This is a genomic window from Curtobacterium sp. S6 (assembly GCF_000710345.2).
Classification (GTDB): Bacteria; Actinomycetota; Actinomycetes; order Actinomycetales; family Micrococcaceae; genus Rothia.
The window spans coordinates 1,299,262-1,325,639 of record NZ_JHEL01000015.1 but is presented as its reverse complement, the minus strand read 5'-3'; the positions used below and the strand labels follow the sequence as shown (position 1 = coordinate 1,325,639).

The 26,378-nt window shown below is 64.7% G+C and carries 20 protein-coding genes, 1 tRNA gene and 1 other RNA gene; 7 read left to right on the top strand and 15 right to left on the bottom strand.

Annotation, left to right across the window (positions count from 1 at the left end):
- Positions 1 to 293 precede the first annotated feature (293 nt).
- Positions 294 to 2,771 (bottom strand): HAD-IC family P-type ATPase, encoded by a 2,478-nt coding sequence (locus CURSPS6_RS08270; protein ID WP_035810330.1) that lies wholly within the window; start codon positions 2,769 to 2,771, stop codon positions 294 to 296.
- Positions 2,772 to 2,911: 140 nt separating this feature from the next.
- On the opposite strand from CURSPS6_RS08270, the gene CURSPS6_RS12640 reads away from it, so the two are divergent.
- Positions 2,912 to 4,162: a hypothetical protein gene (locus CURSPS6_RS12640; protein ID WP_051687754.1), complete on the top strand. Its 1,251-nt coding sequence runs from the start codon at positions 2,912 to 2,914 to the stop codon at positions 4,160 to 4,162.
- Positions 4,163 to 4,211: 49 nt separating this feature from the next.
- On the opposite strand, the gene purL is transcribed toward CURSPS6_RS12640, so the two are convergent.
- The 6 genes from purL to CURSPS6_RS08235 form a co-directional block, all read right to left on the bottom strand.
- Complete coding sequence (gene purL, locus CURSPS6_RS08260) at positions 4,212 to 6,515, bottom strand: phosphoribosylformylglycinamidine synthase subunit PurL (RefSeq protein WP_030015474.1); 2,304 nt, start codon at positions 6,513 to 6,515, stop codon at positions 4,212 to 4,214.
- A 33-nt stretch (positions 6,516 to 6,548) separates the two neighbouring features.
- Positions 6,549 to 7,358, bottom strand: a complete 810-nt coding sequence (purQ, locus tag CURSPS6_RS08255; RefSeq protein WP_030015473.1) for a phosphoribosylformylglycinamidine synthase subunit PurQ — start codon at positions 7,356 to 7,358, stop codon at positions 6,549 to 6,551.
- A 2-nt stretch (positions 7,359 to 7,360) separates the two neighbouring features.
- The gene (gene purS / locus CURSPS6_RS08250; RefSeq protein ID WP_030015472.1) at positions 7,361 to 7,612 is read right to left on the bottom strand and encodes a phosphoribosylformylglycinamidine synthase subunit PurS; all 252 of its coding nucleotides are present in this window, start codon (positions 7,610 to 7,612) and stop codon (positions 7,361 to 7,363) included.
- Between the two features lie 187 nt (positions 7,613 to 7,799).
- On the bottom strand, positions 7,800 to 8,981 hold the full coding sequence (locus tag CURSPS6_RS08245; protein WP_030015469.1) for a polysaccharide deacetylase family protein: 1,182 nt from the start codon (positions 8,979 to 8,981) through the stop codon (positions 7,800 to 7,802).
- A gap of 194 nt (positions 8,982 to 9,175) precedes the next feature.
- Positions 9,176 to 10,135 carry a hypothetical protein gene (locus CURSPS6_RS08240; RefSeq protein WP_030015468.1) on the bottom strand — a complete coding sequence of 320 codons (960 nt, stop codon included), beginning with the start codon at positions 10,133 to 10,135 and terminating at the stop codon, positions 9,176 to 9,178.
- Between the two features lie 4 nt (positions 10,136 to 10,139).
- Positions 10,140 to 11,441 carry an aspartate kinase gene (locus CURSPS6_RS08235; RefSeq protein WP_030015467.1) on the bottom strand — a complete coding sequence of 434 codons (1,302 nt, stop codon included), beginning with the start codon at positions 11,439 to 11,441 and terminating at the stop codon, positions 10,140 to 10,142.
- A gap of 256 nt (positions 11,442 to 11,697) precedes the next feature.
- Here CURSPS6_RS08235 and CURSPS6_RS08230 point away from each other — a divergent pair, with 256 nt between their 5' ends.
- Together CURSPS6_RS08230 and CURSPS6_RS08225 are read left to right on the top strand one after the other, a co-directional pair.
- On the top strand, positions 11,698 to 12,609 hold the full coding sequence (locus tag CURSPS6_RS08230) for an alpha/beta hydrolase (protein ID WP_030015465.1): 912 nt from the start codon (positions 11,698 to 11,700) through the stop codon (positions 12,607 to 12,609).
- Positions 12,610 to 12,661: 52 nt separating this feature from the next.
- A complete protein-coding gene (locus tag CURSPS6_RS08225; protein WP_035810327.1) occupies positions 12,662 to 12,952 on the top strand; it encodes a YciI family protein in 291 nt (96 codons plus the stop codon).
- 14 nt (positions 12,953 to 12,966) lie between these two features.
- On the opposite strand, the gene recR is transcribed toward CURSPS6_RS08225, so the two are convergent.
- The 3 genes from recR to ffs form a co-directional block, all read right to left on the bottom strand.
- Positions 12,967 to 13,869 carry a recombination mediator RecR gene (gene recR, locus CURSPS6_RS08220; RefSeq protein ID WP_030015462.1) on the bottom strand — a complete coding sequence of 301 codons (903 nt, stop codon included), beginning with the start codon at positions 13,867 to 13,869 and terminating at the stop codon, positions 12,967 to 12,969.
- 60 nt (positions 13,870 to 13,929) lie between these two features.
- The gene (locus CURSPS6_RS08215; protein WP_030015460.1) at positions 13,930 to 17,127 is read right to left on the bottom strand and encodes a DNA polymerase III subunit gamma and tau; all 3,198 of its coding nucleotides are present in this window, start codon (positions 17,125 to 17,127) and stop codon (positions 13,930 to 13,932) included.
- A gap of 101 nt (positions 17,128 to 17,228) precedes the next feature.
- Positions 17,229 to 17,327, bottom strand: an RNA gene (gene ffs, locus CURSPS6_RS12360) — signal recognition particle sRNA small type.
- A 148-nt stretch (positions 17,328 to 17,475) separates the two neighbouring features.
- Between ffs and CURSPS6_RS08210 the strand changes: the two genes are divergently transcribed.
- Positions 17,476 to 17,563: transfer RNA gene (locus CURSPS6_RS08210), tRNA-Ser, on the top strand.
- A 462-nt stretch (positions 17,564 to 18,025) separates the two neighbouring features.
- Here the strand turns inward: CURSPS6_RS08210 and CURSPS6_RS08205 are convergent.
- Both CURSPS6_RS08205 and CURSPS6_RS08200 read right to left on the bottom strand, forming a co-directional pair.
- Complete coding sequence (locus CURSPS6_RS08205) at positions 18,026 to 18,460, bottom strand: VOC family protein (protein ID WP_030015459.1); 435 nt, start codon at positions 18,458 to 18,460, stop codon at positions 18,026 to 18,028.
- Between the two features lie 93 nt (positions 18,461 to 18,553).
- Complete coding sequence (locus tag CURSPS6_RS08200; RefSeq protein WP_030015458.1) at positions 18,554 to 18,733, bottom strand: hypothetical protein; 180 nt, start codon at positions 18,731 to 18,733, stop codon at positions 18,554 to 18,556.
- Positions 18,734 to 18,910: 177 nt separating this feature from the next.
- Here CURSPS6_RS08200 and CURSPS6_RS08195 point away from each other — a divergent pair, with 177 nt between their 5' ends.
- Positions 18,911 to 20,497 (top strand): helicase HerA-like domain-containing protein, encoded by a 1,587-nt coding sequence (locus tag CURSPS6_RS08195; protein WP_030015456.1) that lies wholly within the window; start codon positions 18,911 to 18,913, stop codon positions 20,495 to 20,497.
- A 203-nt stretch (positions 20,498 to 20,700) separates the two neighbouring features.
- Here the strand turns inward: CURSPS6_RS08195 and CURSPS6_RS08190 are convergent, their stop codons facing one another.
- Positions 20,701 to 21,447 carry an SDR family oxidoreductase gene (locus CURSPS6_RS08190; RefSeq protein ID WP_035810324.1) on the bottom strand — a complete coding sequence of 249 codons (747 nt, stop codon included), beginning with the start codon at positions 21,445 to 21,447 and terminating at the stop codon, positions 20,701 to 20,703.
- A gap of 225 nt (positions 21,448 to 21,672) precedes the next feature.
- Here CURSPS6_RS08190 and brnQ point away from each other — a divergent pair, with 225 nt between their 5' ends.
- On the top strand, positions 21,673 to 23,079 hold the full coding sequence (gene brnQ / locus CURSPS6_RS08185; RefSeq protein WP_152978089.1) for a branched-chain amino acid transport system II carrier protein: 1,407 nt from the start codon (positions 21,673 to 21,675) through the stop codon (positions 23,077 to 23,079).
- A 169-nt stretch (positions 23,080 to 23,248) separates the two neighbouring features.
- On the opposite strand, the gene CURSPS6_RS08180 is transcribed toward brnQ, so the two are convergent.
- Complete coding sequence (locus CURSPS6_RS08180) at positions 23,249 to 24,889, bottom strand: long-chain-fatty-acid--CoA ligase (protein ID WP_030015451.1); 1,641 nt, start codon at positions 24,887 to 24,889, stop codon at positions 23,249 to 23,251.
- Between the two features lie 103 nt (positions 24,890 to 24,992).
- Positions 24,993 to 25,442, bottom strand: a complete 450-nt coding sequence (locus CURSPS6_RS08175) for an acyl-CoA thioesterase (protein ID WP_051687752.1) — start codon at positions 25,440 to 25,442, stop codon at positions 24,993 to 24,995.
- Positions 25,443 to 25,583: 141 nt separating this feature from the next.
- On the opposite strand from CURSPS6_RS08175, the gene CURSPS6_RS08170 reads away from it, so the two are divergent.
- Entirely contained in the window at positions 25,584 to 26,354 is a 771-nt protein-coding gene (locus tag CURSPS6_RS08170) for a DedA family protein (RefSeq protein ID WP_321164029.1), read from the top strand.
- The last annotated feature ends 24 nt before the right edge of the window (positions 26,355 to 26,378 follow it).

The window sequence follows — 26,378 nt, the reverse complement described above, 5'->3', positions numbered from 1 at the left end:
GGCTCGGGACACAAAAAAAGACCCGAGTCGCGATGCTTCCTCGGGAGTTGCCTCGTCAACGAGGGACTACCGGCGCCGTGACCGGGCGGCGGCGCCGTACCGGGATGCGCTGTGAAGCCACCGGACATGCCGGTGACGCGACTCAGGTCTTGCCTGCTGTGTCAGTAACAACCCTGATGGTGCGGCGGACTCGCCGAACCGCTGAGAATACTACCTGCACGTTATAACCTATGCAACGTTCCCAGTCAGACTGGGGTCTACGCGCGGGTTGTTTGTTATAACCTGCGGGGGCATTAGACCTCTCCGGAAGCCACGCCGGCGCGGAACGCCTCCGGCTGGTGGCGCCGCATCCACCTCCGGTGAACCCAGAAATTGATTTCGATGAGTCCGCTGCCGATCACCGCCAGGACCAGGGCGGCGATCAACAGGTGCGGTCCGGGAAGCGTGAACTGGTGGTAGGCGAGCGAGATCGGAATCAGCAGGACCAGGACCAGGGCCACGTACATCGCGATCAGCAGGCCCCACCGTGCCGCCGAGAGCGGTCGCGAGCCCACGCAGAGTATCCAGAGGCCCACGAGGACCAACACGATGAAGTTGGCCGTCTGGACCTCTTCGGTGGGCGGTTGTCCGGTCGGATCGAGGAATTTTGCGTAGAAATTGATCCCGACGATGCAGAGGGTCACCGCGACGGCGCTCGGCGCCGCGAAGTGCAGGGCCCGCCGCAGGAAGCCACCCACGTAACGCCGATTATTGGGCAACATGGTCAGCACGAATGAGGGACCGCCGATGATCAGCAGGTCGGCGGTCGAATATTGGCGGGGGAGGAACGGGAAGGTCCAGGCCAACAGGCCGAGGACGAGCCCCATCATGATCGCGAAGCTCGTCTTGGTCAGGAACAGGTTGGTGACCCGTTCGATATTGGCGATGATCTTGCGGCCCTCCGCCAGCACGGAGGGGAGTCGCGAGAACTTTCCGTCGAGCAAGACGAGCCGGGACACGGCCTTGGTCGCGGGGGCGGCGTTGCCCATCGCGATGCCGAGGTCCGCGTGTTTGAGGGCCAGGGCATCGTTGATGCCGTCACCGGTCATGGCGACCACGCGGCCGCGCGCCTGCAGCCCCAAGACCATGTTTTTCTTCTGGTAGGGCGAGACCCTGCCGAAGACGTGGTGCGTGAGGGCCGCCTCGGTCAGTTCGTCCCCTTCGTCTGGAAGCGCGGACGCATCGACGGCGTGACCGGCCACCTCCATCCCGGCCTGCCTGGCCGCCGCGGCGACCGTGGCGGGGTTGTCGCCGGAGAATACCTTGAGGTCGATTCCCTGCTCGACGAAATAGGCGAGCGTCTCGGCGGCGTCGGAGCGAACCTGCTCCCGGAAGGTCAGCAGGGCGACGGGAATGCACCGCTCGGGGAGCTTCTGGACCGGTCGCGAGTCGTCGTCTCTGACGAGCGACGCCGCGGATGCCAGGACCATGGTGCGCAGCCCCTGGCCGGCGAGTTCCGATGCGCGGTCGAGCATTGCGCCTCCAGGGAGCAGGACCTCGGGCGCCCCGAGAATCCACGCGCCCGAGTCGGCAAATTCGATGCCGGAGAATCGATTCGCGGAAGAGAATGCGAGGGTCCCGGTGGGTGCGTCCGCCGGGACGGACTCGAACGCCGGTGCGAGGGCCGCGGCCGTGGGATTCGCGTGAGGGTCGTGGCCGAAATAGGCGAGGGCCCCGCGGGCGGCGTCGCCGAAGGGGGCATCGCCCTCGAGGGGGTGAACCTCGTGGAAGGTGACGCCGCCTTCGGTGAGGGTCCCGGTTTTGTCGAAGCATACGGTGTCCACGCGGGCGAGAACCTCGACCGCCGGCTGTTCTTGGATCAGCACCTCGTCCCTCGCGAGCTTGACGGCCGCCACGGCAAAGGAAATGGTGGTCATCAGCGCGAGGCCCTGCGGAACCATCGAGGCGACCGAGGAAACGGCCACCACGAGGGAGTCCCGCCAGGCCCCGGTCTCGAAGGCCCGGTGCCACCCGCCAACGGCTTGCATTTGCCCGTTCAGGACGATCGCGATGATCGGGATCAGGGCGATCGAGATCCACTTGACCACGCGCTCGGTGGCCGCGCGCAATTCGGAGTTGATGGGGGCGAATTGGCGGGCCTCTTTGGCCAGCCTCGAGGCGTGGGAGCGCTCGCCGACGGCCGTCACACGGACACGCCCCGAACCGCCCACGACCGAGGCCGCGGAATAGACCTTGTCGCCCGGGTGCTTGACCACCGGATCGTTCTCGCCCGTCAGCATGGATTCGTCCAGGTCCAGGCCGTCGGCGGTGAGGACCACGGCGTCGGCGGGAACCTGGTCCCCGCGGGAGAGGAGCAGCACGTCGTCCAGCACGATGTCCTCGAGCGTGATCTGAGCGATCTCTCCGTCCCGCAGGACCCTTGCGGGGTCCTGGCGTAGCAGGGCGATCTTGTCGAGCTGCCGCTTGGCGGAGAATTCCTGCACGAATCCGATGATGATATTTGCCAGCGCCGCCAGGGAGAACAGCAGATCGAGCCAACGACCCAGCACGATGATGACGGCCGCACATGCGCCCAGGGTCAGGTTGAAGAGCGTGAACAGGTGGGTTCTGACGATGGCCCAGACGCTGCGCGAGGTGGTGTTGGGTTGGTGATTCGTCAGGCCGCGTGCGGTTCTCTCCGCGACCTCTTCCGAGCTGAGACCGGAGCGGGCGAGCTGTGCGTCGTCACCGCGCGAAAGCTGGGGCGTCGCGTCCTTGGTCCGGGCCGGCATCGGTCTCCTTGGGGTGATGGGTCTGCTGAATCCAGCTTACGGTGGCGAGACGGATGCGCGGGGTAGAGCGGAGTCGACCATGTCATGCGGAATCGTCCGCACGAAATGTTTGTGTAATCCCCATCACCCCCTAAAGTGATGTGGATTACCCTTACAGGGTGGACATCGGTGGTTCGGCCACCTCCGCGATCGAATGGATACCCATGGATACCCTCTACGCGGCCGTGGTCCTTCTGGCCTGCGTCGCCGTTGGCGAACTCGTCTCCTCGGCCACCCGAGCCAGAATCCCTTCTCTGCTTATTGCCATCATCGCGATGGCGACGCTGACCCAAACCGGGGTCTTCCCCGCCGATATCGCCGAAGCGTCGCTGTTCTTGGGCATCGGGGCCGTGCTTCAGCCGGCGATCCTCGTGCACATGGGGACCCTGTTGCCCATTTCATCGCTCAAGCAACAGTGGAGGCCCATCGTCATCTCCGTTGCCGGGATGGCCTGCGCGACCGGTCTGATCTTGCTGGTCGTCGGCCTCACCTTCGGCTACGGAACCGCCGTCGCGGGGACGGGACCGCTCGTGGGCGGCATCGTCTCGACGCTGCTGACCTCGGAAGGCCTGACGACCGCAGGGCTCACGACGCTCGCCACGATTCCGACCCTCGTGCTGATGGTTCAGAGCCTGCCCGCGATGCCCCTGACGGCCTACTTTTTGAAGAAACACGCGAAGTCGCTGATCGACTCCGGGGACGTCGCGGTGGACCACGACCCCGATACCGGCGCGATCAAGCTTTCCCCGGAGGCTCAGGCCGAAGCGGACCGCAAAACACTGGTGACCTTGCCCAAGGCCGTGCAGGAAAGCCAGATGGTCCTGCTCTTCATGGTCGTCGCCGGCGGTGGGCTGTCCATGTACCTCCAGGGACTCACGGGTGTCTCGTACAGCATCTGGGGTCTCGCCTTGGGCATCGGGTGCGTGTGGCTAGGGATCCTGCCCAAAGCGTCGCTCGAGAAGGCCAACGGATTTTCCCTCGGAATGGTCGCGATCATCGTGATCGTGGCCGTGCCGATGATGCAGGCGTCGCTGTCGGCGATCGTGAGCGCGATCGGCGTGGTGGTGGTCATCCTCGTGGTCGGCATGATCGGGATCATGGTGGGAGGAGGCATCGCGAGCAAGCTCCTGAAATGGGATCTGAACCTCGGGATGCCCGTGGCGCTGACCGCCATGTTCGGCTTTCCCGCCGACTATCTGATCACCAGGGAAGTCTCCCGCTCGTCCTCGGAGGATCCCGAGTTGCAACGGGTCGTTCTGGACAGGCTTCTGCCGCCCATGTTGATCGGCGGGTTCACGAGCGTGAGCGCGGGATCCGTGGTGATCGCGACGATCCTCGTGAAAACGCTGTAGCGGTCCTCGCGCGGGCGAGGACCGCTACAGCGGTGCGGGCGGGTCGGTCCTAGCCGAAGTGCTTCGGTAGCGTGCCCGACCACGCCTCACGCAGCTCGTGCAGGCCGATGCTTGCCAGGCCCTGCAGATCCAAGGCATCGTTCACGGCGTCCACGACGCCGATCCGGGCGAAGGCGTAACCGCGGGCGGTGCACATGTCTTTGAATCGGACCTCCTCCGTGCGCGGCACCGAGCAGATGGCCCGGCCCTGAGTCTCGGAGAAGAGCAACGTAAAGTCGTCGACGCCGTCCCGCTCGGCGACCTCACCCAGGCCGATGCGGGCCCCGACGCCGAACCGCAGGCAGGAATCCGCCAGGGCCGCGGCCAGGCCGCCCTGCGAGAGGTCGTGCGCGGCGTCGATCATGCCGTCGCGGGACATGTTCACGAGGATATCGCCGAGCAGCTTTTCTCGCGCAAGATCGACCCGGGGCGGGCGGCCGCCGAGGTGGCCTTTCATGCGTGCCCACTCGGAGCCGTCGAGCTCGTCGGCTGTGGTGCCCAGCAGATAGATCGCGTTGCCGTCTTCCGAGGGTGCCCAGCCGGAGGGGGTCCGCCGTCCGACGTCATCGAGGACGCCCATCATCGCCACCACGGGGGTCGGGTTAATGGCCCGGCCGCCCGTCTGGTTGTACAGGGAGACGTTGCCGCCGGTCACGGGCACGCCGAGTTCCATGCAACCGTCCGAGAGGCCCCGAACGGCCTCGGCGAACTGCCACATGATCTCGGGGTCTTCGGGGGAACCGAAGTTCAGGCAGTCGGAGACCGCCACGGGTCGTGCGCCCGCCGTCGAGACGTTGCGGTAGGCCTCCGCGAGGGACGCACGAGCGCCCTCATAGGGATCCAGGTATGCGTAGCGCGGGTTGGCGTCGGTCGAGAGAGCCACGCCCAGGCCGGTCTCTTCGTCCACGCGGATCACGCCGGCGTCGTCGGGCTGGGACAGCGCGGTGTTGCCCTGGACGTAGCGGTCGTACTGGTCCGTGACCCATTCTTTAGAGCACAGGTTCGGGGTAGCCATGAGGTCGAGGATGGCCTGGCCGAGTCGCTCCCCGGAGGGGCGATCCGCATCCGCGGGAGAGCCGGTGAAGTGGTCTTCTTGGGTGGCATCCTGCCAGGAGGGTCGCTCGAAGGGGCGCTCATACGTCGGGCCTTCGTGGGCCACGGTGCGCGGGTCGACGTCGACGATGACCTCACCGTTCCACTCGATCACGAGCCGCCCGGAATCGGTGACCTCGCCCAGGACCGAGTATTCGACGTCCCACTTCTGCATGATTTCTTCGAATCGGGCCATGTTCTGGGGCGTCACCACGGCCATCATGCGTTCCTGTGATTCCGACATGAGAATCTCGCCGGGGGTCAGCGTGCTGTCGCGCAAGAGGACCTTGGTGAGGTCCACGTGCATGCCGCCTTCGCCGTTCGAGGCCAGCTCGGAGGTGGCGCAGGAAATCCCGGCCGCACCCAGGTCTTGGATGCCTTCGACGACCGAGCCCTTGAACAGTTCGAGGCAGCACTCGATGAGGACCTTTTCCGCGAAGGGGTCACCCACCTGCACCGCGGGCCGCTTCGAGGGCTTGGCGTCGTCGAAGGACTCCGAGGCCAGAACGGACGCACCACCGATGCCGTCGCCGCCGGTGCGGGCGCCGAAGAGGATCACCTGATTGCCGACGCCCGAGGCATTGGCCAACCGGATGTCTTCGTGCCGCATGACGCCGACGGCCAAGGCGTTAACCAGGGGATTTGCCTGGTAGCAGGGGTCAAACTCGACCTCGCCACCGATATTCGGCAGGCCGAGGGAGTTGCCGTATCCGCCCACACCGGCGACGACGCCGTTGACCACGCGTTGGGTGTCGGGGTGGTCGATCGCGCCGAAGCGCAACGGGTCCATCACGGCCACCGGCCGCGCGCCCATCGAAATGATGTCTCGGACGATTCCGCCGACGCCGGTCGCGGCGCCCTGGTACGGCTCGACGTAGGAAGGATGGTTGTGGGACTCGATCTTGAAGGTCACGGCCCAGCCATTGCCGATGTCGGTCACGCCGGCGTTCTCGCCGATCCCGACCATGAGGTCCTTTGTCATCTCCTCCGTGACCTTGGCCCCGAATTGCTTCAGGTGAACCTTGGAGGACTTGTAGGAGCAGTGCTCGGACCACATGACCGAGTACATGGCCAGCTCCGCGGCGGTGGGGCGCCGCCCGAGGATCTTCTTGACGTCCTCGAACTCGTTCTCCTTCAGGCCGAGTTCCGCCCAGGGGAGTTCGGTCTCCGGGGTGGCTGCTGCGTTGTCGACGGTGTCCAGGTTGAACTGCTGGTCATTCATGATGCGTGGAAATCCTTGGTTCGGCTCGAAAGATCAGGCGGAGGCGATCTGGTGGAGGAGGGACGAGAAAATGCTCAAGCCGTCGGCTCCGTAGCGCATGGCGACCTCGCCGTGACCCGAGGACGAGGGGCCGAAACCGGGTTCCACCGCGTGCTCCGGGTGAGGCATGAGCCCCACGACGTTGCCGCGCTGGTTGGTCACGCCGGCGATGTCCTGGCGTGAACCGTTCGGATTGCCATCCACGTAGCGGAAGGCCACGCGATTCTCCTCTTCGAGGGCCCGGAGGGTCGCGTCGTCCGCGACGTATTGACCGTCCTGATTCTTCAGGGGGACGACGATCTCCCCGCCTCGCCGAAGCCCCGCCGTCCACGGGGTCGCGGTGGTCTCGACGCGCAGGCGCTGGTCCCGGCACACGAACTTGAGATGGTCGTTCTTGATCATGGAGCCGGGCAAGAGATGCAGCTCCGTGAGGATCTGGAATCCGTTGCAGATTCCCAGCACGGGCAGCGGGGCGGAACCCGAGGTGCCCGCGGCGGTTGCGGCGTCGTAGACCTTGCTCATGAGCGGTGCCTTCGCGGCGATGGCGCCGGCGCGCAGGTAGTCGCCGTAGGAGAAGCCGCCGGGCACGACGACGGCGTCCACGTCGAGCAGGTCGGTGTCTTTGTACCAGAGCGGTACGGGTGTTCCGCCGGCCAAGCGAATCGCGCGGGCGGCGTCGCGGTCGTCGAGGGTCCCGGGGAAGGTCACGATGCCGACGCGCACGTCGGCGAGCCGCTCATCGGGAACCGAGGAGGAGAGATCGGCGATCAGGGGGGCTTCGGTGGCTGAGAGAGACTGGGACACGGTCAGTCCTCCACCACGGAGACGTTGACGACGTCCTCGATGACCGGGTTGGAGAGGATCTCTTCGCCTGCTCGACGTGCCTCATCCAGATGGCGCTCGGTGACCTCGCCCTCGACGGTCAGTTCGAACCGCTTGCCCTGGCGGACCTCGGTGAAGCCGCTGATGCCGATGTGCGGCAGTTCTCGGGCGATCGCCTTGCCCTGCGGGTCAAGAATCTCTGGCTTGGGCATGACATCAACAATGATCCGGGGCATCCGTCGCTCCTGTACGCGGGTTGGGTACGCGGTGGTGGTGTGTTCGGGCGCGCGGAAACCGGTGCCGTCTCACGTCGGACACGAAGTACCCGGACGCTCCGCGAGCTTGCTGAATCAGTTTAGCCTCTCGGGGAACGCTGCGTGGCCCCCGGCGTCACGCTGTGGACAACCCGAGACTCGCGCCGACTCATGAGCCGGAGATCGACGGCGGACGGGCGGGATCGAGGACGGCCTTCGGATCGAAGAATTCCAGCAACGCAGTCTGCTGGCCCTTGAGCGCGTACTTCAGCGAAATGCCGTCGACGTTGATGCGCGCCTCCCGCAAATAATTCGGTCGAAGCTGGCCCCACGCGGGGGTCGAGCCGTCCACGTTGAAAAACGCATTGAATCCCTGGGACTTGAGGTAATCGAATTTCGCTCCGGCGTAGTCCTCGACCTTGGCGATGTCGGCCCCGAACGGGTAGATCAACAGGTCGGTCTTGCCGATGAGCGGGGCAACCTCTCGCTGCCACTTCTCATTGTCCTCGCGGATGTGCTCGAGCGGTGAGGTCGTGAAATTGATGTGGCCCCACGAGTGGCTGGCGAATTCCCAACCGCTCTTCTTGATCGCCTCGGCGACTTCCTTCGCCTTCTTCTTGTCGGCCTCGATGTTCTTATTCTCGTCTTTATACGAGTAATCCGACGTGCGATAGCCAAGAATCCCGTTGTAGCCGGTGAGAGCGATGACGCCCTTGGCGCCGTCGTGGGAGAAATCGGGGTGCTGCTCCACGAATTCGTCGACGATCGGTAGGTGATCGTAGGCGCCGGTCAGTTTCTTGCCCGATGCATCGTGGTACTCGTTGACGACCTTGCCGTCCTTGACGATCAGGCGATCCGCGAAGCCGTCACCGTTCATGTACTCGTAATAGGAGAGGTCGTCGAAGGAGATGACCAGGGGCTTCTTGCCTTCCGGAAGGTCGAGGGCCTTGGGGGTGAGACCGCCGTCCGGCGTCGCGGTGTAGAGCTGATGCGGGCTGACCAGCACGTAATTCCGGTCGTAGACCTGTTGCAGGACGCTCTTGAACTCTTTGATCGTGACCATGTAGTCGAGGTAGCCGCCGGCCTCGGAATCACCGTCGAAAGCGCGCTTCGGATCGGCCACGAGGGAATGGAAGAACAGGTGTGACACCGCGGCGTTATCGGTCCAGGCCACCAGCTTTTCGGAAGGGCTCGCCGACGCGGAGGCGGACGCCGATGGAGAGGCCGATGCCGAGGCGCTGCCCGAGGCGCCTGACGCGGCGTCGGTGGTCTGCTTGCCGCAGGCGCTGAGGAGCACCGCTCCGAGAAGGCCCGATGCCGAAACGATGGTCGTACGACGAGAGATGGACACGGGTGAAAACTCCTCAGGATGGCAGACGTACCTTCAACCACCTCAGATTTTCACAAAATGCTTATTCTTTGGGTTCGACGTGGAATATGACTCATGAAATGTCGAAGAAGTTATCGCGTGGCGGTACTCGTACCGGTGATGTGCGTGCGTGGAGTCACCCGTGATATGACACGACACGAAATCAGGGATTTTGGTTAATCCAAAGATTCGGCCCGGCGAATGCTATCCAGCAGCCGCTCGCGCAATACCACCGATGTGGATGCGAATTCCCGTTGCATCGTGGCGTACTGCTTCTTGCCGCGCGGGGTTTCGACCTGAATCGGTTCGTACCCCCAGGCCAGGAGGTCGTAGGGGGCCGCGCGCATGTCCATCTCGCGCACCTGCCAGGCCAGCTCAAAACAGTCCATGAGCAGGGCCGAGTCCACCAGCGGAATCAGCTTGTAGGCCCATTTGTAGATATCCATATTGGCGTGCAGACAGCCGGGCTGCTCCAGGTAGCGCTGATCTTCCCGCGTCGGTTGGATCTCATTGCGCGGCTTGGCTTGCGGCTGGAAGAACCTGAAGGCGTCGAAATGCGTGCAGTGGATGCGGTGGGCCTCGACGACCTCGTCGGTTCCCTCGGAGCCGAGGCGCAGGTCCAGGTATTCGTGCCGAATTTCTTGTTCGTCGGAGCGGTAGGCCATCGCCCACTCGTGCATTCCGAAGCACCCAAAATTGCCCGGCTTGGCCGCGGTGCGGGCCAGGATGTCGCGCGTGAAGTCCACGGCGGTGGAACGGGCGTCGAGGAACGCCCCCAGGTCCACGATGGAGGCCTGCGAGCGCTGTGCCTCGACCTCGTGATCCGCGATCCCCGCAGCGCGCAATTCCGCCTCGGTGGGGCGTCGATAGTATTTCCAGTCCGCTCGGTCGCCCGCGTCGAGAAGGATGACGCCGGGGCCGGGATGCCAGCGGAGGAGCTGCCCCGGTTTCAGGGTGTAGTAGGTGAAGAGGAAATCCTCGACGGGATGTTTGCGGCCGTGATGACGTCGCTCCAGGAACGGTTCGGTGTAGATCGCCGCCCGTTCTCGGTGTTCTTCCGCCAGGGTGCGCCACGAGTCGCCCGTCAGGGCGACGGGCGTGGCGGCCAGGGGTGGTTCGACGTCAGGCACGGTCATCGGGTCAGCGCCCGGTGCCCCCGTAGACCGTGGCCTCTCCTTCGGCATCGAGGTTGAAGGCGGTGTGAACGGCCCGAACGGCGTCGTCCAGAAGGTCTGCCCGCGTGATCACGGAGATGCGGATCTCCGAGGTCGAGATCATGTCGATGTTGACGCCGGCCTTGGACAGGGCGTCGAAGAATTGGAATGAGACCCCGGGGTTGGACTTCATGCCGGCGCCCACGAGCGACAGCTTGCCGATCGCGTCGTTGTACTCGATGTCGGCGAAGCCGATCTCGTCCCTGACTCGCTTCAGGACCTCGATGGCGGTGTCGCCCTGGTCCTGCGGCAGGGTGAAGGAAATATCGGTGCGTGCCTCCGAACGAGTCGAGACGTTCTGGACGATCATGTCCAGGTTGATCTTGGCGTCGTTGAGCGAACCAAAGATTTTCGAGGCGTATCCGGGCACGTCGGGCACGTCGACCACGGTGACCTTTGCCTGGGTCCGGTCGTGCGCCACACCGGAGATGAGGGGCTGTTCCAAGGGGATCTCCTTTGTCAGGTCGTGCGCGTCGGCGTCGGCGTCGGTGGAATTCGGGATGACCCAGGTTCCTTCGAGATCGCTGAATGACGAACGGACATGCAGTTTTATTTTGAAACGTCGAGCGTATTCCACGCAACGGAGGTGGAGGATCTTGGCGCCGTTGGCCGCCATCTCGAGCATCTCTTCGCTCGAGACCTCGTTGAGCTTGTGGGCCGCGTTGACGATGCGCGGGTCGGCCGTGAAGACGCCGTCCACGTCCGAGTAGATCTCGCAGTAATCCGCGCCCAAGGCGGAGGCGAGCGCGACCGCGGTGGTATCCGAGCCTCCGCGTCCGAGGGTGGTGATGTCGCGGGTTTGGCGGTTCATGCCCTGGAACCCCGCGACGATCGCGATGTTTCCGGCCTCGACCGATTCCTGGATGCGGTCGGGGTGGACCTCGACGAGGCGTGCACTGCCGTGGACGCCGTCGGTGATCATGCCGGCCTGGGATCCGGTGAAGGACTGGGCGGAGGCCCCGAGGCCGTGGATGGCGATCGCCAAGACGGACATGGAGATCCGTTCGCCGGCCGTCAGGAGCATGTCGAGCTCGCGGCTCGCCTGGGTTTCATTCGATACTTCGCCGGCGAGGTCCAGGAGCTCGTCGGTGGTGTCGCCCATGGCGGAGACCACCACGACGACGTCGTGGCCCTGGTTCTTCGTCTCGACGACCCTGCGTGCGACGCGTTTGACACCCTCGGCGTCCGACACGGACGAGCCGCCGAATTTCTGAACGATGAGGCTCATGGGGTCTCCCTCGGAGGTGTGGTGTCGGTCAAGGTCGCGCGGGGGTCGCGGCGACGAGGATCCGCGGAATCACCGATGCGGATCGTCCTACAGGTTAGTCGGTGGGGGAGCGTTACGCTCATACGTGAATGCATTCCCACTATGTGACACACGGAGACGCCTCAACGGCAACGTGGGCGTCACAGTTGGGAGCCAGATCACTCGGGATCAGGCCAGGTGCGTCGGCTACGCCCTGGACACGGTGGGAAACTAGGGCATGACTATAAACCAGCGAAACGCTGTTCGAGACATGTTGACGCGCGGCGGCGGGGGAGCTCAGCCCAGGCCCGTAGAAGAATTACGCAAGGGATTCGCCGAGATGATGAGCACTTTTCCCGTGCCTAGCGGTGTAACGCTCACCGACACGACGATCGCCGGGCGTCCCGCGGTCCTGGTTGAGCCCCGGGAGAACCCGCGACCGGGAACAATGTTGTATTTCCACGGCGGATCGTTCGCATTAGGATCCCCCTCCACGGCGATGAGTTTGACGGCTCACCTCGTGCTTCGCACGGGAATTAGGGCACTGTCGGTCGATTACCGGCTTGCGCCGGAAAACCCTTACCCGGCCGGTGTCACGGACTGCTTCAACGCCTATCAGGCGCTCTTGAATCAGGGCGTGGCCCCGCAGGACGCCACCATCCTGGGCGATTCGGCCGGCGGCGGCTTGAGCGTCACGACGGTGTTGGCGGCGAAGAACGCTGGGTTGCCGGTCCCGTCGTGCGTCGTGTGCTTCTCTCCGGGGTTGGATCAACGTCGCTCCGGAGGAAGCTTCGAGTCCAAGCGCGGGATAGATCCGTTTTTTACCCCCGAGGCACTTATTGCTTCGGGGGAGCGGTATCTCGCCGGATCGGACCCCCACACGGAGATGACCTCTCCGGCCGTCTACGCCGACATGAAGGGGTTCCCGCCGCTTTTGTTGCAGGTCGGCTCGGATGAGCTCTTGCTGGATGACTCGGTTCGGTTCGCCGAAAGGGCCCGTGATGCCGAGGTGGATGTGATCTTGGATGTGACGGCCAAGGTTCCGCACGTGTTTCAGGCTTTCGTCGATCACCTGGATGAGGCGGGGGATGCGCTGGACCGGGCGGCCCTTTTTATCCGCCAACATGTGGGGCGTTCCGCGACCGAGTGATCGCACGAGTGGCCCGGCCAGGATGCTTCCCCGGGCGATGTAGCCTGGCCGAATGACCGTATTTGTCGTGACGTATACCTACGTATCGCAACCTCAGGAACTCGCCCGTCTGCGACCGGAGAGGCACGCATTCTTTGGCCGTCTCCAGCAGGACGGCAGTTTGCTCGCTTCCGGCCAGCTCATCGATTCCGATCTCGGTCACGGCATGCTCATGGTGGCCGCCCCATCCGCCGAGCGTGCGGCCGCGACTCTCGATGCCGACCCCTTCGTGCAGGCCGGATTGGTCACCCGACGTTCCATATCCGAGTGGAACCCGACGGCCGGCGCGTGGGTCGCCGGCTGAGGGATTTCGGCCGGTCAGTCTGCCCAGGGGTTGGCGAATTTCTCGCCGCGTCGAGGGGTCGGGTATCGGCGCGGAACGCCAGGCTGTGCGGGTCCTTCCGCGTTGCCTTCGAGGGGAGCCTCCGAGGCCTGTGCGTCGGGAATTTCTGCGGAAGAAGACGTGTCGGGTGCCTCGTTCTCGGGGGCCGGGCCGGCCGATGATTCCGTCGACGCCCGGGACTCCGGGGTGTGAATCGCGGAGGGGTCCTCCTCGGTGGAAGTACTCTCCGCCGTTGCGGTTTCGCGCGGCCCCTGAGCGCTTCCCTCCGCTTTTCGTTGCCCCGCGGTCAGCACGCGGCGGCCTTCCAGGGCGCGGCCCAGGGTGATTTCGTCCGCATATTCGAGGTCGCCACCCACGGGAAGCCCCGAGGCCAGTCGAGACACGGTGATGCCGATCGGAGTCAGCATGCGGGAGAGGTACGTTGCGGTGGCTTCGCCCTCCAGATTGGGATCCATGGCGAGGATGATCTCCTGGATCTCCTCGTCGGCCAGCCTCGTGACGAGCTCGCGGATACGCAACCGGTCGGGTCCGATGCCCTGCATGGGGTTAATGGAACCGCCGAGGACGTGATAGCGGCCCGTGAAGCTTCCCGTTCGTTCGATCGCGGAGACGTCTTTGGGTTCTTCCACGACGCAGATCAGCGAGCCGTCGCGGCGCGCGTCTCGGCAGATCGAGCACTTGGGGCTCTCCGATATGTTGCCGCAGATCTCGCAGAAGGAGACTTTGGTCTTGACCGTCGTGATGGCCGAGGCGAGTTGCGCCATCTCGTCGGCGGGGGAGTTGAGGATGTAGAACGCGATGCGTTGAGCGGACTTGGGTCCGACGCCGGGCAGGCGGCCCAGCTCGTCGATCAGGTCCTGAACGGCTCCTTGATACACGAATCCTCCCTTCTCTGGTCGGCCGGCAACGGCCTCTTCCGATTGTTGTTCTGCCCCGGGCTATCCCCGGTGGTGCGGGCGTTCTTCCAAAACACGGCCGCCGAGAATGGTCTCGATGGCCGCCTGGCCGAAGACCGCCGAATCTTCGACGTCCTCGTCCTGAGCGGATGGCTCAAAGCCTTCCCATTCATCGTCCGGTGGCTCGGGGGCGTTGGGGTCGACCGGGACGTCTCCATAACGCCCACGCGCCATCTGGTGTTCCTGAGGCTGCGTCGAGTTGGCGGCGATGGTTGCTGCGTGCCGTTCGCGGAACGATGGCTTGTACCCCTCGCTCTGGGGGCTCTGGTCAGCTGCGTTCGGGTTCTCGGCGGCTTCGCCCGGCTCGTCGTCGCTTTTGACGGCGTGAAGGTGCCGTTCGGCCTTATCCGTGCGCCGGGATGAGGGGCCCTTCTGGGCGTCCTCGGCGGGCATCTCCGAATCGCCGCCGACCTCCGTCAGGTGTGGAGTTCGTTGACCCCACTTTGATGGGTGTTCGGTGGCTCGATCCTCGGATTCCGGTCCGGAGTAGCGCCACCCGCATTCCCTGCCCTTGACGGGATGCCCGGGCGCCCCGACGCTACGCGCCGCGACCGACCAATCGTGAGCGGGCTCTGCGGGCTCGCGTTCGGGGGCCCGTCCGGGGTGGCCCGAGGGCTCCGCGTGAGCGGGGCTCGGGGCCGGGCCCTGAGACCCGGCGATGTCCCGGGGAGCCTCAGCGCCTGATGCATTGGCGGGAGACACGGGCTCGTCCGTCGCCTCTGCGGGATGGGCCTCGGGAGAGCCCTCGGCCGGGACCACCCGGAGGTGCGCGTGGGAACCGCTCGCCTCGTCGGCGCTTTCCTCCGGGCGAGGGGCCGCATCCGAGCCTGTGGGACCGGCCATGCCAGCGGGTGTGTCACTCTGTGCGGTCTCCGCCGAGGCGTGCGGGCTTCCGGAATCCTCCGGAGGAGCCTGGTCGCCTCGATCCTGATCGGGGGCGGGGTCGTCTCCCGGTATGGGGGCAACCTGCCATCCACTGAAGGATTCTCCCGAGGAGTCATCGGACCACTGCGGTTCCTGGGCGTCTTCGCGCGGTGCGCCGTGCTGCCTCCAGGCGCTCTCCCCGCCGCGTGGACCGTCGGATATGGGGGTCCCGTTATCTGCCGTCGCGGAGGGACGAGGGTTCTGAGCTTCGCCCCGGGGGGAGCCCTGGGCCTGATGGCCGGAGCTGGCTTCGTGAGCCGCGCGTTGCCACGCGTCGTCGCCCGGCCAGTCGTCGGAACCGTTGGCGTCGCGAGGGGCGTCCGGCGGGCCGGCGACCGGGCGGTTCGGCTCGGGGGTGCTGGGCCCGGCGGGGCCGGACGGTCCGCCTTGAGGGCCGTCGTCGAGGGCGACGCGGCAGTCGATGCCGAGGGTGTCCTTGACGGCGTTGGCCAGGGCCGGCGCGAAGCGTTCGACGCGCGACTGTATGCCCGGACCGCTTGATGCGACGTAGAGGACCCCGGCGTCGAATCGGGTCGGCGAACACTCACGGAACGTCGCTTGCCCCACCTTGGAGTACGTGCCGACCGCCGCGATGATGTCGGCCCAGGACCGCTCGATCATGGTCACGGGGGTGCCGTCCCCGGAGCCGGAGCTCGGCCTCGGCACGTTCGGCGCGGGCTCGGGGGAGTCGTTACCCCTCGGCGCGGAATTCTTGGGCGGCGCGGTCCCGGCGGATGGTTCTGGACGGGGAGGCTCCGCCGAGCCCTGGGGTGAAGGCTGCGTCCGTTGGTCTGGTTGTACCTCGGCGACCGACTGGGGCGAGTCCTGTGACGGCGCCGCCGGCCGTGGATCATGCGCGGTGTCGGTGTCCGCCGTGGAATGGGGCGTCTCACCGGAGGTCGGTCCGCCACTCTCCGCGGGGGACTCGGAGGCGCGATTCTGCCGGGCCATCGACAGGGCCGTCTCGCGGGCGCTGGATCCGGGCTCGGCCGTGGGCTGATCCCGTTGGGACGCCAGGTGCTCGGCCGGAGTCTCTGGGGTCGTGACCGCGGCAGGGTCGGTCTGCAACGGCGCGGGGACCGCTCCGACCTCGCCCATATTGACCCGGCGTTCCAGCCGATCCACGCGTGCGTTGACGCCGCGGGAAGAGTCTTCGGCGGTGGGAAGGAGGATCCGTGCGCAGAGCAATTCCAGGTGGAGCTGCGGACTGGTCGCACCGGTCATCTCGGTCAGGGCCGCATTGGAGATATCGGCGGCCCGCGAAAGCTCCGAGGAGCCCAGCTGGGTCGCCTGTGCTCGCATGCGGTCGATTTGGTCTTCGGGCATCCCGTGCAAAATCTGACCCGCGGAGTCGGGCACGGCCTTGATGATGATGAGGTCTCGGAACCGTTCCAGAAGGTCTTCGACGAAGCGACGCGGGTCTTGCCCGGTCTGGACGACTCGATCCACGGCGTGGAAAACGGCAGGGGAGTCCCCTGCGGCAAAGGCGTCGACGACCCCGTCGAGCAACTCGGCGTGCGTGAATCCCAGCAGGGCCACGGCGAGGTCGTACGTGATGCCGTCCTGGTCGGCACCGGCCATCAGCTGGTCCAGGACGGAGAGGGAGTCTCGGACGGAGCCGCCCCCGGCGCGAACGACGAGTGGGAGGACGCCCTGTTCGACCTGGACGTTCTCCTTGGCGCACAAGTCAGTGAGGTATCCGCGGAGAACCTCGGGCGCGACGAGGCGGAAGGGGTAATGGTGCGTCCTGGAACGGATCGTGCCGAGCACCTTATTGGGCTCGGTGGTCGCGAAAATGAATTTGATGTGTTCCGGCGGCTCTTCGACGATCTTGAGGAGGGCGTTGAAGCCTTCCCTCGTGACCATGTGCGCCTCGTCGATGATGAAGATCTTGTACCGGTCCCGGACCGGGGCGAAGGTCGCGCGTTCCCGGAGATCGCGAGCGTGATCGACACCGCCGTGGGAGGCCGCGTCCATCTCGATGACGTCCAGCGAGCCTGCGCCGTCCCGTGCAAGATCCTGGCATGAGGCGCAGACCCCGCAGGGGTGGGCCGTGGGGCCTTCTGCGCAGTTGAGGCAACGGGCCAGGATCCGGGCCGACGTGGTCTTTCCGCAACCGCGCGGGCCCGAGAAGAGGTAGGCATGGTTGACGCGGTTTTTCTGGAGCGCCGTCATGAGAGGCGCGGTCACGTGTTCTTGCCCGATGACGTCGTCAAACGTCTCGGGTCGGTAACGGCGATACAGGGCTGTGCTCACATAGGAAACCCTACTTGCTCCGACTGACACTTTAAGAAGCGTCTCTCGATCCTGTGGATGAGGCGAGCCGGTTCCGCTGTGACCGAGGGGATCGTCGAGTTAACGATAAGACCCCTCGCGCACCCGTCAGAGCCTAAATACCCTTGCTACCTTCCGGTCCTGGGGGATTTTCTAAGATGACGCCACGCGAGGGGCTTCCGATAGTTTAGCCCAGCGCACGGCCGGTGTCACACCGACAAATCGTGGCATGCACCACCTTTGCCGCCCCCGGGTTGGCACGGGGTCGAGGGGATGTGTAAGCTCGTCTCTGTTCGCTTTCGTGAGGTCCGTCGTGACCGAGCAACGCCTGGAGGATTCGCCTAGCGGCCTATGGCGCACGCCTGGAACGCGTGTTGGGTTCACGCCCTCGGGGGTTCAAATCCCCCATCCTCCGCCACGAAGCCCCCGACCCTTGTGGGTCGGGGGTTTTTGCGTATTTATGGTCCGCGTACGTGCTGCCCTTGGCCGCGATGCGCCGAGTGTCGTAACGCCAAAGGACATTTTAGTGACGTTGCTCACGATGTGGAGCGGGTGACCGCAGCGTTGGCCCAGCTCATCATCCGCCTGATTACGGGTGATGTGGCACACAGGCGCCGCTCGAGTGCTCTCGGGGGCCGAGGGCGGTCGAAGCGCCCCGGAGTACCCTCGGAATCGTCGGCGGGCATTCGGCTCTCCCCGTGAAACTCGGGGATAGCGAGCGGGTGAGCGTCGAATGTGGACCGCCGACGTCCTGGGGATTCAACCCTCCTGTCACTGCTCGCGCTACGGGCGAGCGAATCTTCCGGATCACTCAGGAACGGGGCGGCGTCGAAAATTCTTGGCTCGACGCCGCCCTTTCAATGACCGGAAGTCTCCCGGCCTACGCCTTGGTGGCCTCCAGGTTGATCATCCAACGGATGCCGAATTTGTCGGTGAAAGACCCGAACACGTCACCCCACGGAGCCTTGTCGAGCGGCATCGTCACCTCACCGCCTTGAGAGAGCCCTTCGAACCAGCCGCGCGCCTCCTTCTCGTCGGTCTCGGCGTTGCCGAGGATGGCGACCTCCACTTGGGGATTGCCCAGTTGTCGCGGAACGCGGTCCATCACGCCGCCGTCCGAGGCGAGGATGACTAAGCCGTTCGGGGCGGACAGCTGCCCGTGCATGACCTTATCGGCCTCTTCTTCCGGAACGGGCGCCTGAAAATCGGCGAACGTTGAGATGGTTAGTTCGCCGCCGAGGGTCTCGTGATAGAAGCTCAATGCTGCCCGCGCATCGCCGGTAAAGGTGAGATAGGGATTCAAGCGGAGGGACATGATGGTGACTCCTTAGTGAGAGAGCCCGGGCAGGTCCCCGAGCGATGACTCTATGGTGCAACCCTAAGGTGGATGTTGCCGGGGCGGGAAGACCTAGTCACCTCGGTGATTGCGCCACCTCACCAGCAGGATCGAGACGGGGATAGAGACCACCACGATCGCCACCAGTAGCCAGGGGCTGATGCCGCCGACGCTGGCCATGATGAATTCCGTGACCAGGGCGACCATGAAAACGCAGAGGCAAACGAGGAAAATATCGGGAATGTTCTTCACGGGTCCTCCAGCGGCGCGAATCCTCAACGGTTTCGGGGATTGATCCCCTGTGGCACAGACTATCGCCGACTTCGGAAGGACGCCCAGGCCACCGACGGTCTCCGAGGTGAATACCGATCATCCACAATTTCGTCTGGACACCTACGAAAGAGGCCTCCTGTGGGTAACGTAAGCCTCATGGCTAATGATGAACAGCTCGAAAAGATTGCGAACGGATATAAATTCGACGGGGAAGTCGTGCGTCTCGGCGTCGCGATGAGCGAGGGGAATCCTCAGCCCGAGGTTCCCGTCAGCCTGCCCATGTCGATGATGAACCGACACGGACTCGTCGCAGGGGCGACCGGCACGGGCAAGACCAAGACCCTACAATCCATGGCCGAGCAACTCTCGGCAAAGGGCGTTCCGGTATTCCTCGCCGACGTCAAGGGCGACCTTTCGGGGCTGGCCGAGGCCGGGGAAAGCAACGACAAGCTGACCAAACGAAGCCAAGCTATCGGGCAGGACTGGAACGGCCAATCCTTCCCCACGGAGTTCTACTCTCTCGGTGGCGACGGCGCCGGGGTTCCGATCCGCGCCACGATCCATTCCTTCGGCCCCATTCTGTTGTCACGTGTGATGGACCTCAACGAGACGCAGGAATCCAGCCTCCAGCTGGTTTTCCACTACGCCGATCAGCACGAACTCGAGCTGTTTAACCTCGCGGACCTGCGCGCCGTCATTCAGTTCCTGACCTCCGACGAGGGCAAGGAAGCGCTGGCCGAATTGGGTGGTTTGTCCAAGGCCACCGCCGGCGTGATTCTCCGTAAGATCGTCGGTCTGGAGGCCGACGGCATGGACAAATTCTTTGGCGAGCCCGAGTTCGACACCCAGGAGATCTTGCGTACGGCCCAGGACGGTCGGGGCATCATCTCCGCGCTGGAGCTCTCCCACCTCCAGTCCAAGCCGCAGCTCTTCTCGACATTCCTCATGTGGCTTCTCGCCGATCTCTTCGAGGAACTGCCGGAAGTCGGTGACGTGGATAAGCCCAAACTCGTGTTCTTCCTCGACGAGGCCCACCTCTTGTTCAACGGGGCGTCGAAGGCCTTCCTCGAATCGGTCACGCAGACCGTCCGGTTGATTCGCTCCAAAGGCGTCGGAATCTTCTTCATCACCCAGACCCCCAAGGACGTGCCGGGCGACGTCCTGGGGCAATTGGCAAACCGCGTGCAACACGCATTGCGGGCCTTCACCCCCGAGGATGCCAAAGCGCTCAAGGCCACGGTCTCGACCTTCCCGAAATCCTCGTACGACCTCGAGGAGCTGCTGACATCGGCGGGCATTGGCGAGGCCGTGGTCACCGTCATGACGGATACGGGAGCGCCCTCGCCCGTGGCGTGGACGCGCATGTTCGCCCCCGAATCCCGGATGGCGCCCGCCTCGGCCTCGACCATCGACCAGATCGTTCAGAACAGCGATCTCGCGCCGAAGTACTCAAAGGTCGTGGATTCCTATTCGGCTTTCGAAAAGTTGTCGGAGAAGGAGGCCGGCCAGGCTGAAGCCCGGGAGCAGGAACCCGCCCAAGCCAAGCAGCAACCGAGCGAGGACCAGCAACGCGCGCGGGACGAGGCCAAACAGGAGAAGGACGAGGACCGTGAACGGCGCAAGCGCAACGATGCCATGATGCGTGTGGGAACCAACGTGGCATCCCAGCTGGGCCGGGAGCTCGTCCGGGGTATCTTCGGTAACTCTCGCGGCCGACGTCGCAAGGGAGGGCTCTTCGGGTAACGCCTGGATCCCTCCGAGAACGCGAAACGGCCCCCGGTGTTCACCGGGGGCCGTTTCACATCAATCACTCGCACCTATGAGGTAATAAAGACTCTAATCAGGGATCCTGGATGGCGACTGTGCAGAGCCTTGAATGCATCGGAAAGAATACATTGAGGTGGCTACATGGCCGTCCTCATTGCGGGGAACGACGTCCTCGCAGGTCAGCGTAGATCGTCGAGCCACTGATCCAGCGTCGGCCCCACCAGATCGGCGCCCGCGGGCGCCAGCAGGGTTCCGTCCCCCAGGCCGGCTAACGGGGGTTCTTGGATCTCGACGGGGCGTGCGTCGTCGCGATGGGCCAGGACCGCTTCGGTCAGTGCCGGAAGGCGCATGGCATCGGGGCCGCAGACCGTCACCACGCCGTCCCCGTGTTCCCCGAGGGCTGCCTCGACCAAGTACCGGGCGACGCTCGCGGCCGCGGCGGGCTGGATGTACCAGTCCTGGCTCGTGACCTCGTGGTCCGCGACCGACACGGCCGCCGGGTTGAGGGCGAATTCGAACCACTGCGAACTGCGGACGATCGTTGAGGTGAGGCCCGAGTCCAGCACGAGCTTCTCCTGGCGCGCGCGGGCGTCGTAGAACGGGAAGTTCTGGAGGCCAGCATCCTGGACGCCGTTGATCGAGAGCATGACGAGCCGGCCGACCTTCGCGGAGCCGGCCGCGTCAAGGAGGTTCTGGGCTCCGCGCAGAATCGGGGAGACCGGGTCATCGGCCGTGGGGTCGCCGACCTGGGACGCGTCGATCACGGCGTCCACGTCCGTCAGCTTCTCTCGGAGGCCCTCGCCGGTGAGCAAGTCCGCTCCGGTCGAGCGGCTGAGCGCCACGACATCAAGGTCCTTGTTCTCCGCTTCTTCGACGATGAGCTTGCCGATCGAGCCGGTGGCGCCGGCAATAGCAATGCGGTTCATGTGATGCACCTTTCCGTCCGCGTGGGTGGTTCTGCTCCCACGGTAGCCCGTCGTCGGGTGTTTCCCCAGGTCTTGTGGGGGTGGCCCGGGGCCTCACCTCGTGAGATGGACCGAGAATTTGGTCGTCACCGATGCCGACGCACGGGTAATCTGGTGCTTTGCTCGAGGAGCAGAAGATCACAGATACATCGATCACCACCAGCACGTAAAGGAATGCCAGACCACATGGCACACACAGATCCGTCGCAGAAGAGCACCTCCCCCTGGATCATCGCGATCGCAGCCATGATGCTGTTCTCGATGTTTTTCGGGGCGGGGAACCTGATCATCCCGCCCATCGTCGGGGTCGAATCCGGTGAACACTTCCTTCCGGCCATTCTCGGATTCATCAGCACGGGTGTCCTGCTTCCCGTCCTGGCCGTGATCGCCGTCGCGATCACGGGCAACGACGTGCAGGATCTCGCCCGCCGCGGAGGACGCATCTTCGGCCTGATCTTCCCGATCCTGGCTTACCTGTCGATCGGTGCGTTCTACGCGTTGCCACGAACCGCCACCGTCAGTTTCTCGTCGGCGGTCACGCCCGTCTTCGGTTGGGAATCCACCGGGGCGGCCGCCGGATTCTCCGCGGTGTTCTTCATCATCGCGTTCTTGATGTGTCTGGACCCGAACGGGCTGGTCGATAAGCTCGGCAAATACCTGACCCCCGCGTTGCTCGTTCTCCTGGCGATCCTGATCGTCCTCGCCATTTTCACGATGGATCACGGGACCGGGCAGGCCTCCGGCGACTACGCGACGCACGCGGGGGCCACCGGATTCGTCAACGGTTACCTCACCATGGATTCCATTGCCGCGCTCGCGTTCGGCATCCTGGTGGTCTCGGCCCTTCGCCACAAGGGAATGCCTGCCGGACCGAAGCTCGTGCGAGGCGTCGGGCTGTCGGCCATCATCGCCGGAGTTTTCCTCGGCGTGATCTATCTTGGCCTGGGCTACATCGGAAACTTCATCCCCAATGGGTCCGGCTATCAGGACGGAGCCGCCCTCCTCGCCGACGCCGCCGCACAGACCATGGGGACGCCCGGAACGATCGTCTTCGGCCTGATCGTGTTGCTGGCCTGCCTGTCGACCGCGGTTGGCCTGTTGGGCGCGACCTCCGAGTACTTCCACAAAATGGTTCCGAAGGTCTCCTACCGTGCCTGGTTGGTCATCTTCTGCCTGATCTCCTGCGCGGTCTCGACCACGGGCCTGGAAACGGTGCTGGCCATCGCCGCGCCCATCGTCGGTTTCCTCTATCCGCCGGCGATCACGCTGATCCTGCTGACCTTGATCGAACCGCTCGTTCGCCGACGCCTGCACTGGACCTTCGTTCTGGCGCTCGCGGTAGCCACCATCTGGGCCGCGCTGATGACCTTGGCGTCGCTCAACGTCGGGGCCTCCCTGATCACGCCGCTGATCGGATGGTCGCCGGGGCATTCGCAGGACCTTGGCTGGTTCCTCCCGACGCTGATCGCGGCGGTGATTGGTGCGATCCTCGACCTTGCCGGCGGCGCTCGGAAGGGCGTCCCCCTGGGAGGGGAATCCATCTCCGAGGCGGAAGCGCGAACCGACGCCGGCGAAACCGAAGCGGCGCGCTAAAACCGCAACCGGTGCGCACCGCCCGCGCATGAAAGAGCGGCCCCCGACGTATCGGGGGCCGCTCTCTGTCAATCACTCGCACCTATGAGGTACTTCCAGCATAGGAATCGACCCTGTACCGAGCCTGTGCAGGACTGTCGAAGAACCCCGGAGTCCGAGCAGAGAACCCTCAATTCTCCTGGTCCGCGAATTCGGCGCGCATCTTCCGCTTATTGAGCTTTCCGACCGACGTACGGGGGAGCCCCTCGGAAATGATGACTTGATCGGGAAGCTGCCACTTGGCAAAGCGGGTGGCGAGAAGGTCATAGATGCTCTGCTCGGTCACGGAGGCTCCATCGCGGGGGACCACGTAGGCCACGGGCCGTTCTTCCCACGTTTCATCGGGGACGCCGATGACCGCAGCCTCGCCGACGTCGGGGTGATCGAGGATCGTATTCTCCATGTCGATCGACGAGATCCATTCGCCACCGGACTTGATGACATCCTTCAGCCGATCCGTGAGCTTGATATAGCCCCTCCGATCGATCACGCCGGCATCGCCAGAGCGCCACCAGCCGTCGCTGAAACTGTCTTCGGTGTCCGGGCGATTGACGTACGACGTCGTGATCCAGGGGCCGCGGACCAGCAGCTCACCGGCGGATTCGCCATCGTGAGGCTGCTCGCGGCCGTCGAGATCGACGATCTTGACCTCGGCTCCCAGCATCGGGATCCCCTGCGATCTTTTGATGTCCCAGGCTTCATCTTCGCTGAGGTCGTGGAGCGCGGGCGGGAGATCCCGGTTGGTGGACACGAGCGGCGAGGTCTCCGAGGCCCCGTAGGCGTGGACGACGTCGGCGCCCGTGACCTCCTTGAACCCCCGCATCATGGACAGGGCCGGCTCGCTGGCTCCGCAAATGATGCTGAGCCCGGTCAGGTCGGGCGGCTCGGGCAGCGAGCGATAGTAATCGAGCAGGGGAGTCAGGATGGAGGGCGCCGCGTTGGTCACCGTGACCGACTCGGCCGCCAAGGCGTCGCCGAGCACGGCGACGTCCTTCGCCTGCCACCGGCCGGGCAAGACGATGCGGGCCCCGGCCGAGACCGCCGATTGGGGGAAACCCCAGCACATGACGTGGAACATCGGCGTCAGAAGCATGACCGTTGAGTTGTACCCGATCCTCATGGACGCGATCGTCGCGAGCGAGTGGAGGTACATGGCCCGGTGGGAATATAAAATTCCCTTGGGGCGACCTGTGGTGCCCGTGGTGTATCCCGCGTACGCGGCCGAGGTTTCCTCGACCCATTCGAAGGGGTAGTCACCCGGGTGCTTGCCCATGATGTCTTCGAGATACACGACGTTGGGGAGGGAAGTCTCCACCTCGCCGGAGGGGTGATCGGACATGACGATCCAGCCTTTGACCCGCTCGGCGTCCCGGTGTTTTTCGGCGATCGGTAGCAACGACTCGTCCACGCAGATCCAGTCGGCCTCGGAATGGTCGATCACGTAGCCCAAGTCCTCGGCCGCCAGGCGCAGGTTCAGCTGGAGCATCGTCGCGGCTAGGCCGGGGACCGCGAAATAGAGTTCCAGATGGCGTCGTGAATTCCAATCGAGCACACCCACGGTGTCGCCGGGACCGATGCCGATCTCGGTCAGGGCGTGGGCCATCTGCCCGATGCGGCCGAATTCCTCGGAGTACGTGGAACGGTGCCAGGTGCCGTCCAAGTCCCGATGGGTGATGGTGTTCTCGGGAAAGGTCTGTGCCGAATACCGGAACAGGGAAATCATGTTGAGCGGGTAGTCGTCGCCCGTCGTCGCGGACCGTCCGTGGAGCATGGGTACCTCGTCACTGTCGTCGGCGTCGTCGCCGGATACTGGTGCGCAAAACCCTACGCGTCAGTGACCCATGACACAAAGTGTTTCTCACGAGGTGATGAGCCTACCGGGACACGGGCTCCGCGGTGAGGTCCGTCGGGGCCTCGGGATCGAAGGTTCCGAACCGGTTCAGGATGCCCAATTCGGATTCGGAGAGCTGCCGCGGCGTGAGCTTGACGGGATCGACCCCGACCAGGACGTTGACGCCATCGAAGACGACGGCCTCCTCCTGGATTCCGCGGAAGGTGATGCCGTACGACGAGCCTCCGATCCTTCCGACGCCGAGCTCGATGACCAGCTCGGGTCCGTACATGACCGGTTTGCGGTAGTTGATCTCCGTGCGCACCACGACCGTCGGATTGATATCGCGGTCCCACCCGTTGAGGGAGCGTAGCCACAGGATGCGAGACTCTTCGACCAGGGTCAGGATGCGGGCATTGTTCACGTGGCCCATGAGGTCCTGATCCGACCAACGGATCTCGACCGGCTGTGCGAAGGCGGGGTATTCGGTCATGAGGAAATGGTCCTTTCGTGGGGAGGCGTCTTGTCGATCCTAGTCAGTCGGGGGATCTGCGCGCGCTTCGACCGTCCCGCGGCGTCGCGCTGTTGCCCCCCCAGGGTCGAGTTGATGACGGGCCACCGGTAGGCTGGCGGCATGACATCGACAGTAAATGCCGTTGCCAACCGCCCCTCCGACACCGTCGCCCTGGGCCATGCCCAAGGGGCCGAAACCTCTCTCGGCGCGTTTCCCGAGGCCGGAATGTTCGCCGTGGCCGCCGCCGAGCCCGAGCAGACGGGCGTCGCCGGCTGGGCCGTGGAGGTCATGGAAGGCCTCGGTTCCTGGGGCGCCGGGCTGTTGATTGCCCTGGAAAACCTGTTCCCGCCGTTGCCGTCGGAAGTGATTCTCCCGCTCGCGGGATTCGCCGCGAGCCGTGGCGACCTGCATCTGGCCGCAGCGCTGCTTCTGACGACGCTCGGATCGGTTCTGGGCGCGGTGGCGCTGTACTACGCCGGTTTCGTGTTCGGGCTCGAACGGATACGGCGTATCGCCGGGCGCGTGCCCCTGGTCAAGGTGGAGGACGTCGACCGCACCATGTCCTGGTTTCACCGGCACGGGAACCGGGCGGTGTTCTTTGGACGGATGATTCCGCTGTTTCGCTCCCTGGTATCGATTCCCGCCGGAGTGGACCGCATGCCGCTGGGAACCTTCTTGGTCTTGACGACCCTCGGTAGCGCGATCTGGAATTCCCTGTTCGTGCTCGCCGGCTATTACCTGGGAGAGAAGTGGCACGTCGTCGAGGACTATGCCGGAATCTTCCAGAAGATCGTGATCGGTGTGGTGATGCTCGCCGTGGCGACGTGGCTGGTCAAGAAATTCCGTGCACGAGGTGCAAATGGGCCCCCTAGTCGAAATAATGGGGCCTGACTGGCAGTTATGCCCGGTGACGAG

Bases quoted from the DNA above. Each gene is read 5' to 3' on its own strand.
- CURSPS6_RS08225 (WP_035810327.1), top strand. From the start codon at position 12,662: ATGACCGTATTTGTCGTGACGTATACCTACGTATCGCAACCTCAGGAA.
- CURSPS6_RS08195 (WP_030015456.1), top strand. From the start codon at position 18,911: ATGGCTAATGATGAACAGCTCGAAAAGATTGCGAACGGATATAAATTC.
- purS (WP_030015472.1), bottom strand. From the start codon at position 7,612: ATGCCCCGGATCATTGTTGATGTCATGCCCAAGCCAGAGATTCTTGAC.
- CURSPS6_RS08180 (WP_030015451.1), bottom strand. From the start codon at position 24,889: ATGCTCCACGGACGGTCCGCGACGACGGGCGACGACTACCCGCTCAAC.
- CURSPS6_RS08235 (WP_030015467.1), bottom strand. From the start codon at position 11,441: ATGAGCCTCATCGTTCAGAAATTCGGCGGCTCGTCCGTGTCGGACGCC.
- CURSPS6_RS08190 (WP_035810324.1), bottom strand. From the start codon at position 21,447: ATGAACCGCATTGCTATTGCCGGCGCCACCGGCTCGATCGGCAAGCTC.
- CURSPS6_RS08230 (WP_030015465.1), top strand. From the start codon at position 11,698: ATGACTATAAACCAGCGAAACGCTGTTCGAGACATGTTGACGCGCGGC.
- CURSPS6_RS08240 (WP_030015468.1), bottom strand. From the start codon at position 10,135: ATGACCGTGCCTGACGTCGAACCACCCCTGGCCGCCACGCCCGTCGCC.
- CURSPS6_RS08205 (WP_030015459.1), bottom strand. From the start codon at position 18,460: ATGTCCCTCCGCTTGAATCCCTATCTCACCTTTACCGGCGATGCGCGG.
- purL (WP_030015474.1), bottom strand. From the start codon at position 6,515: ATGAATGACCAGCAGTTCAACCTGGACACCGTCGACAACGCAGCAGCC.
- CURSPS6_RS08175 (WP_051687752.1), bottom strand. From the start codon at position 25,442: ATGACCGAATACCCCGCCTTCGCACAGCCGGTCGAGATCCGTTGGTCG.
- CURSPS6_RS08270 (WP_035810330.1), bottom strand. From the start codon at position 2,771: ATGCCGGCCCGGACCAAGGACGCGACGCCCCAGCTTTCGCGCGGTGAC.
- brnQ (WP_152978089.1), top strand. From the start codon at position 21,673: ATGGCACACACAGATCCGTCGCAGAAGAGCACCTCCCCCTGGATCATC.
- CURSPS6_RS08170 (WP_321164029.1), top strand. From the start codon at position 25,584: ATGACATCGACAGTAAATGCCGTTGCCAACCGCCCCTCCGACACCGTC.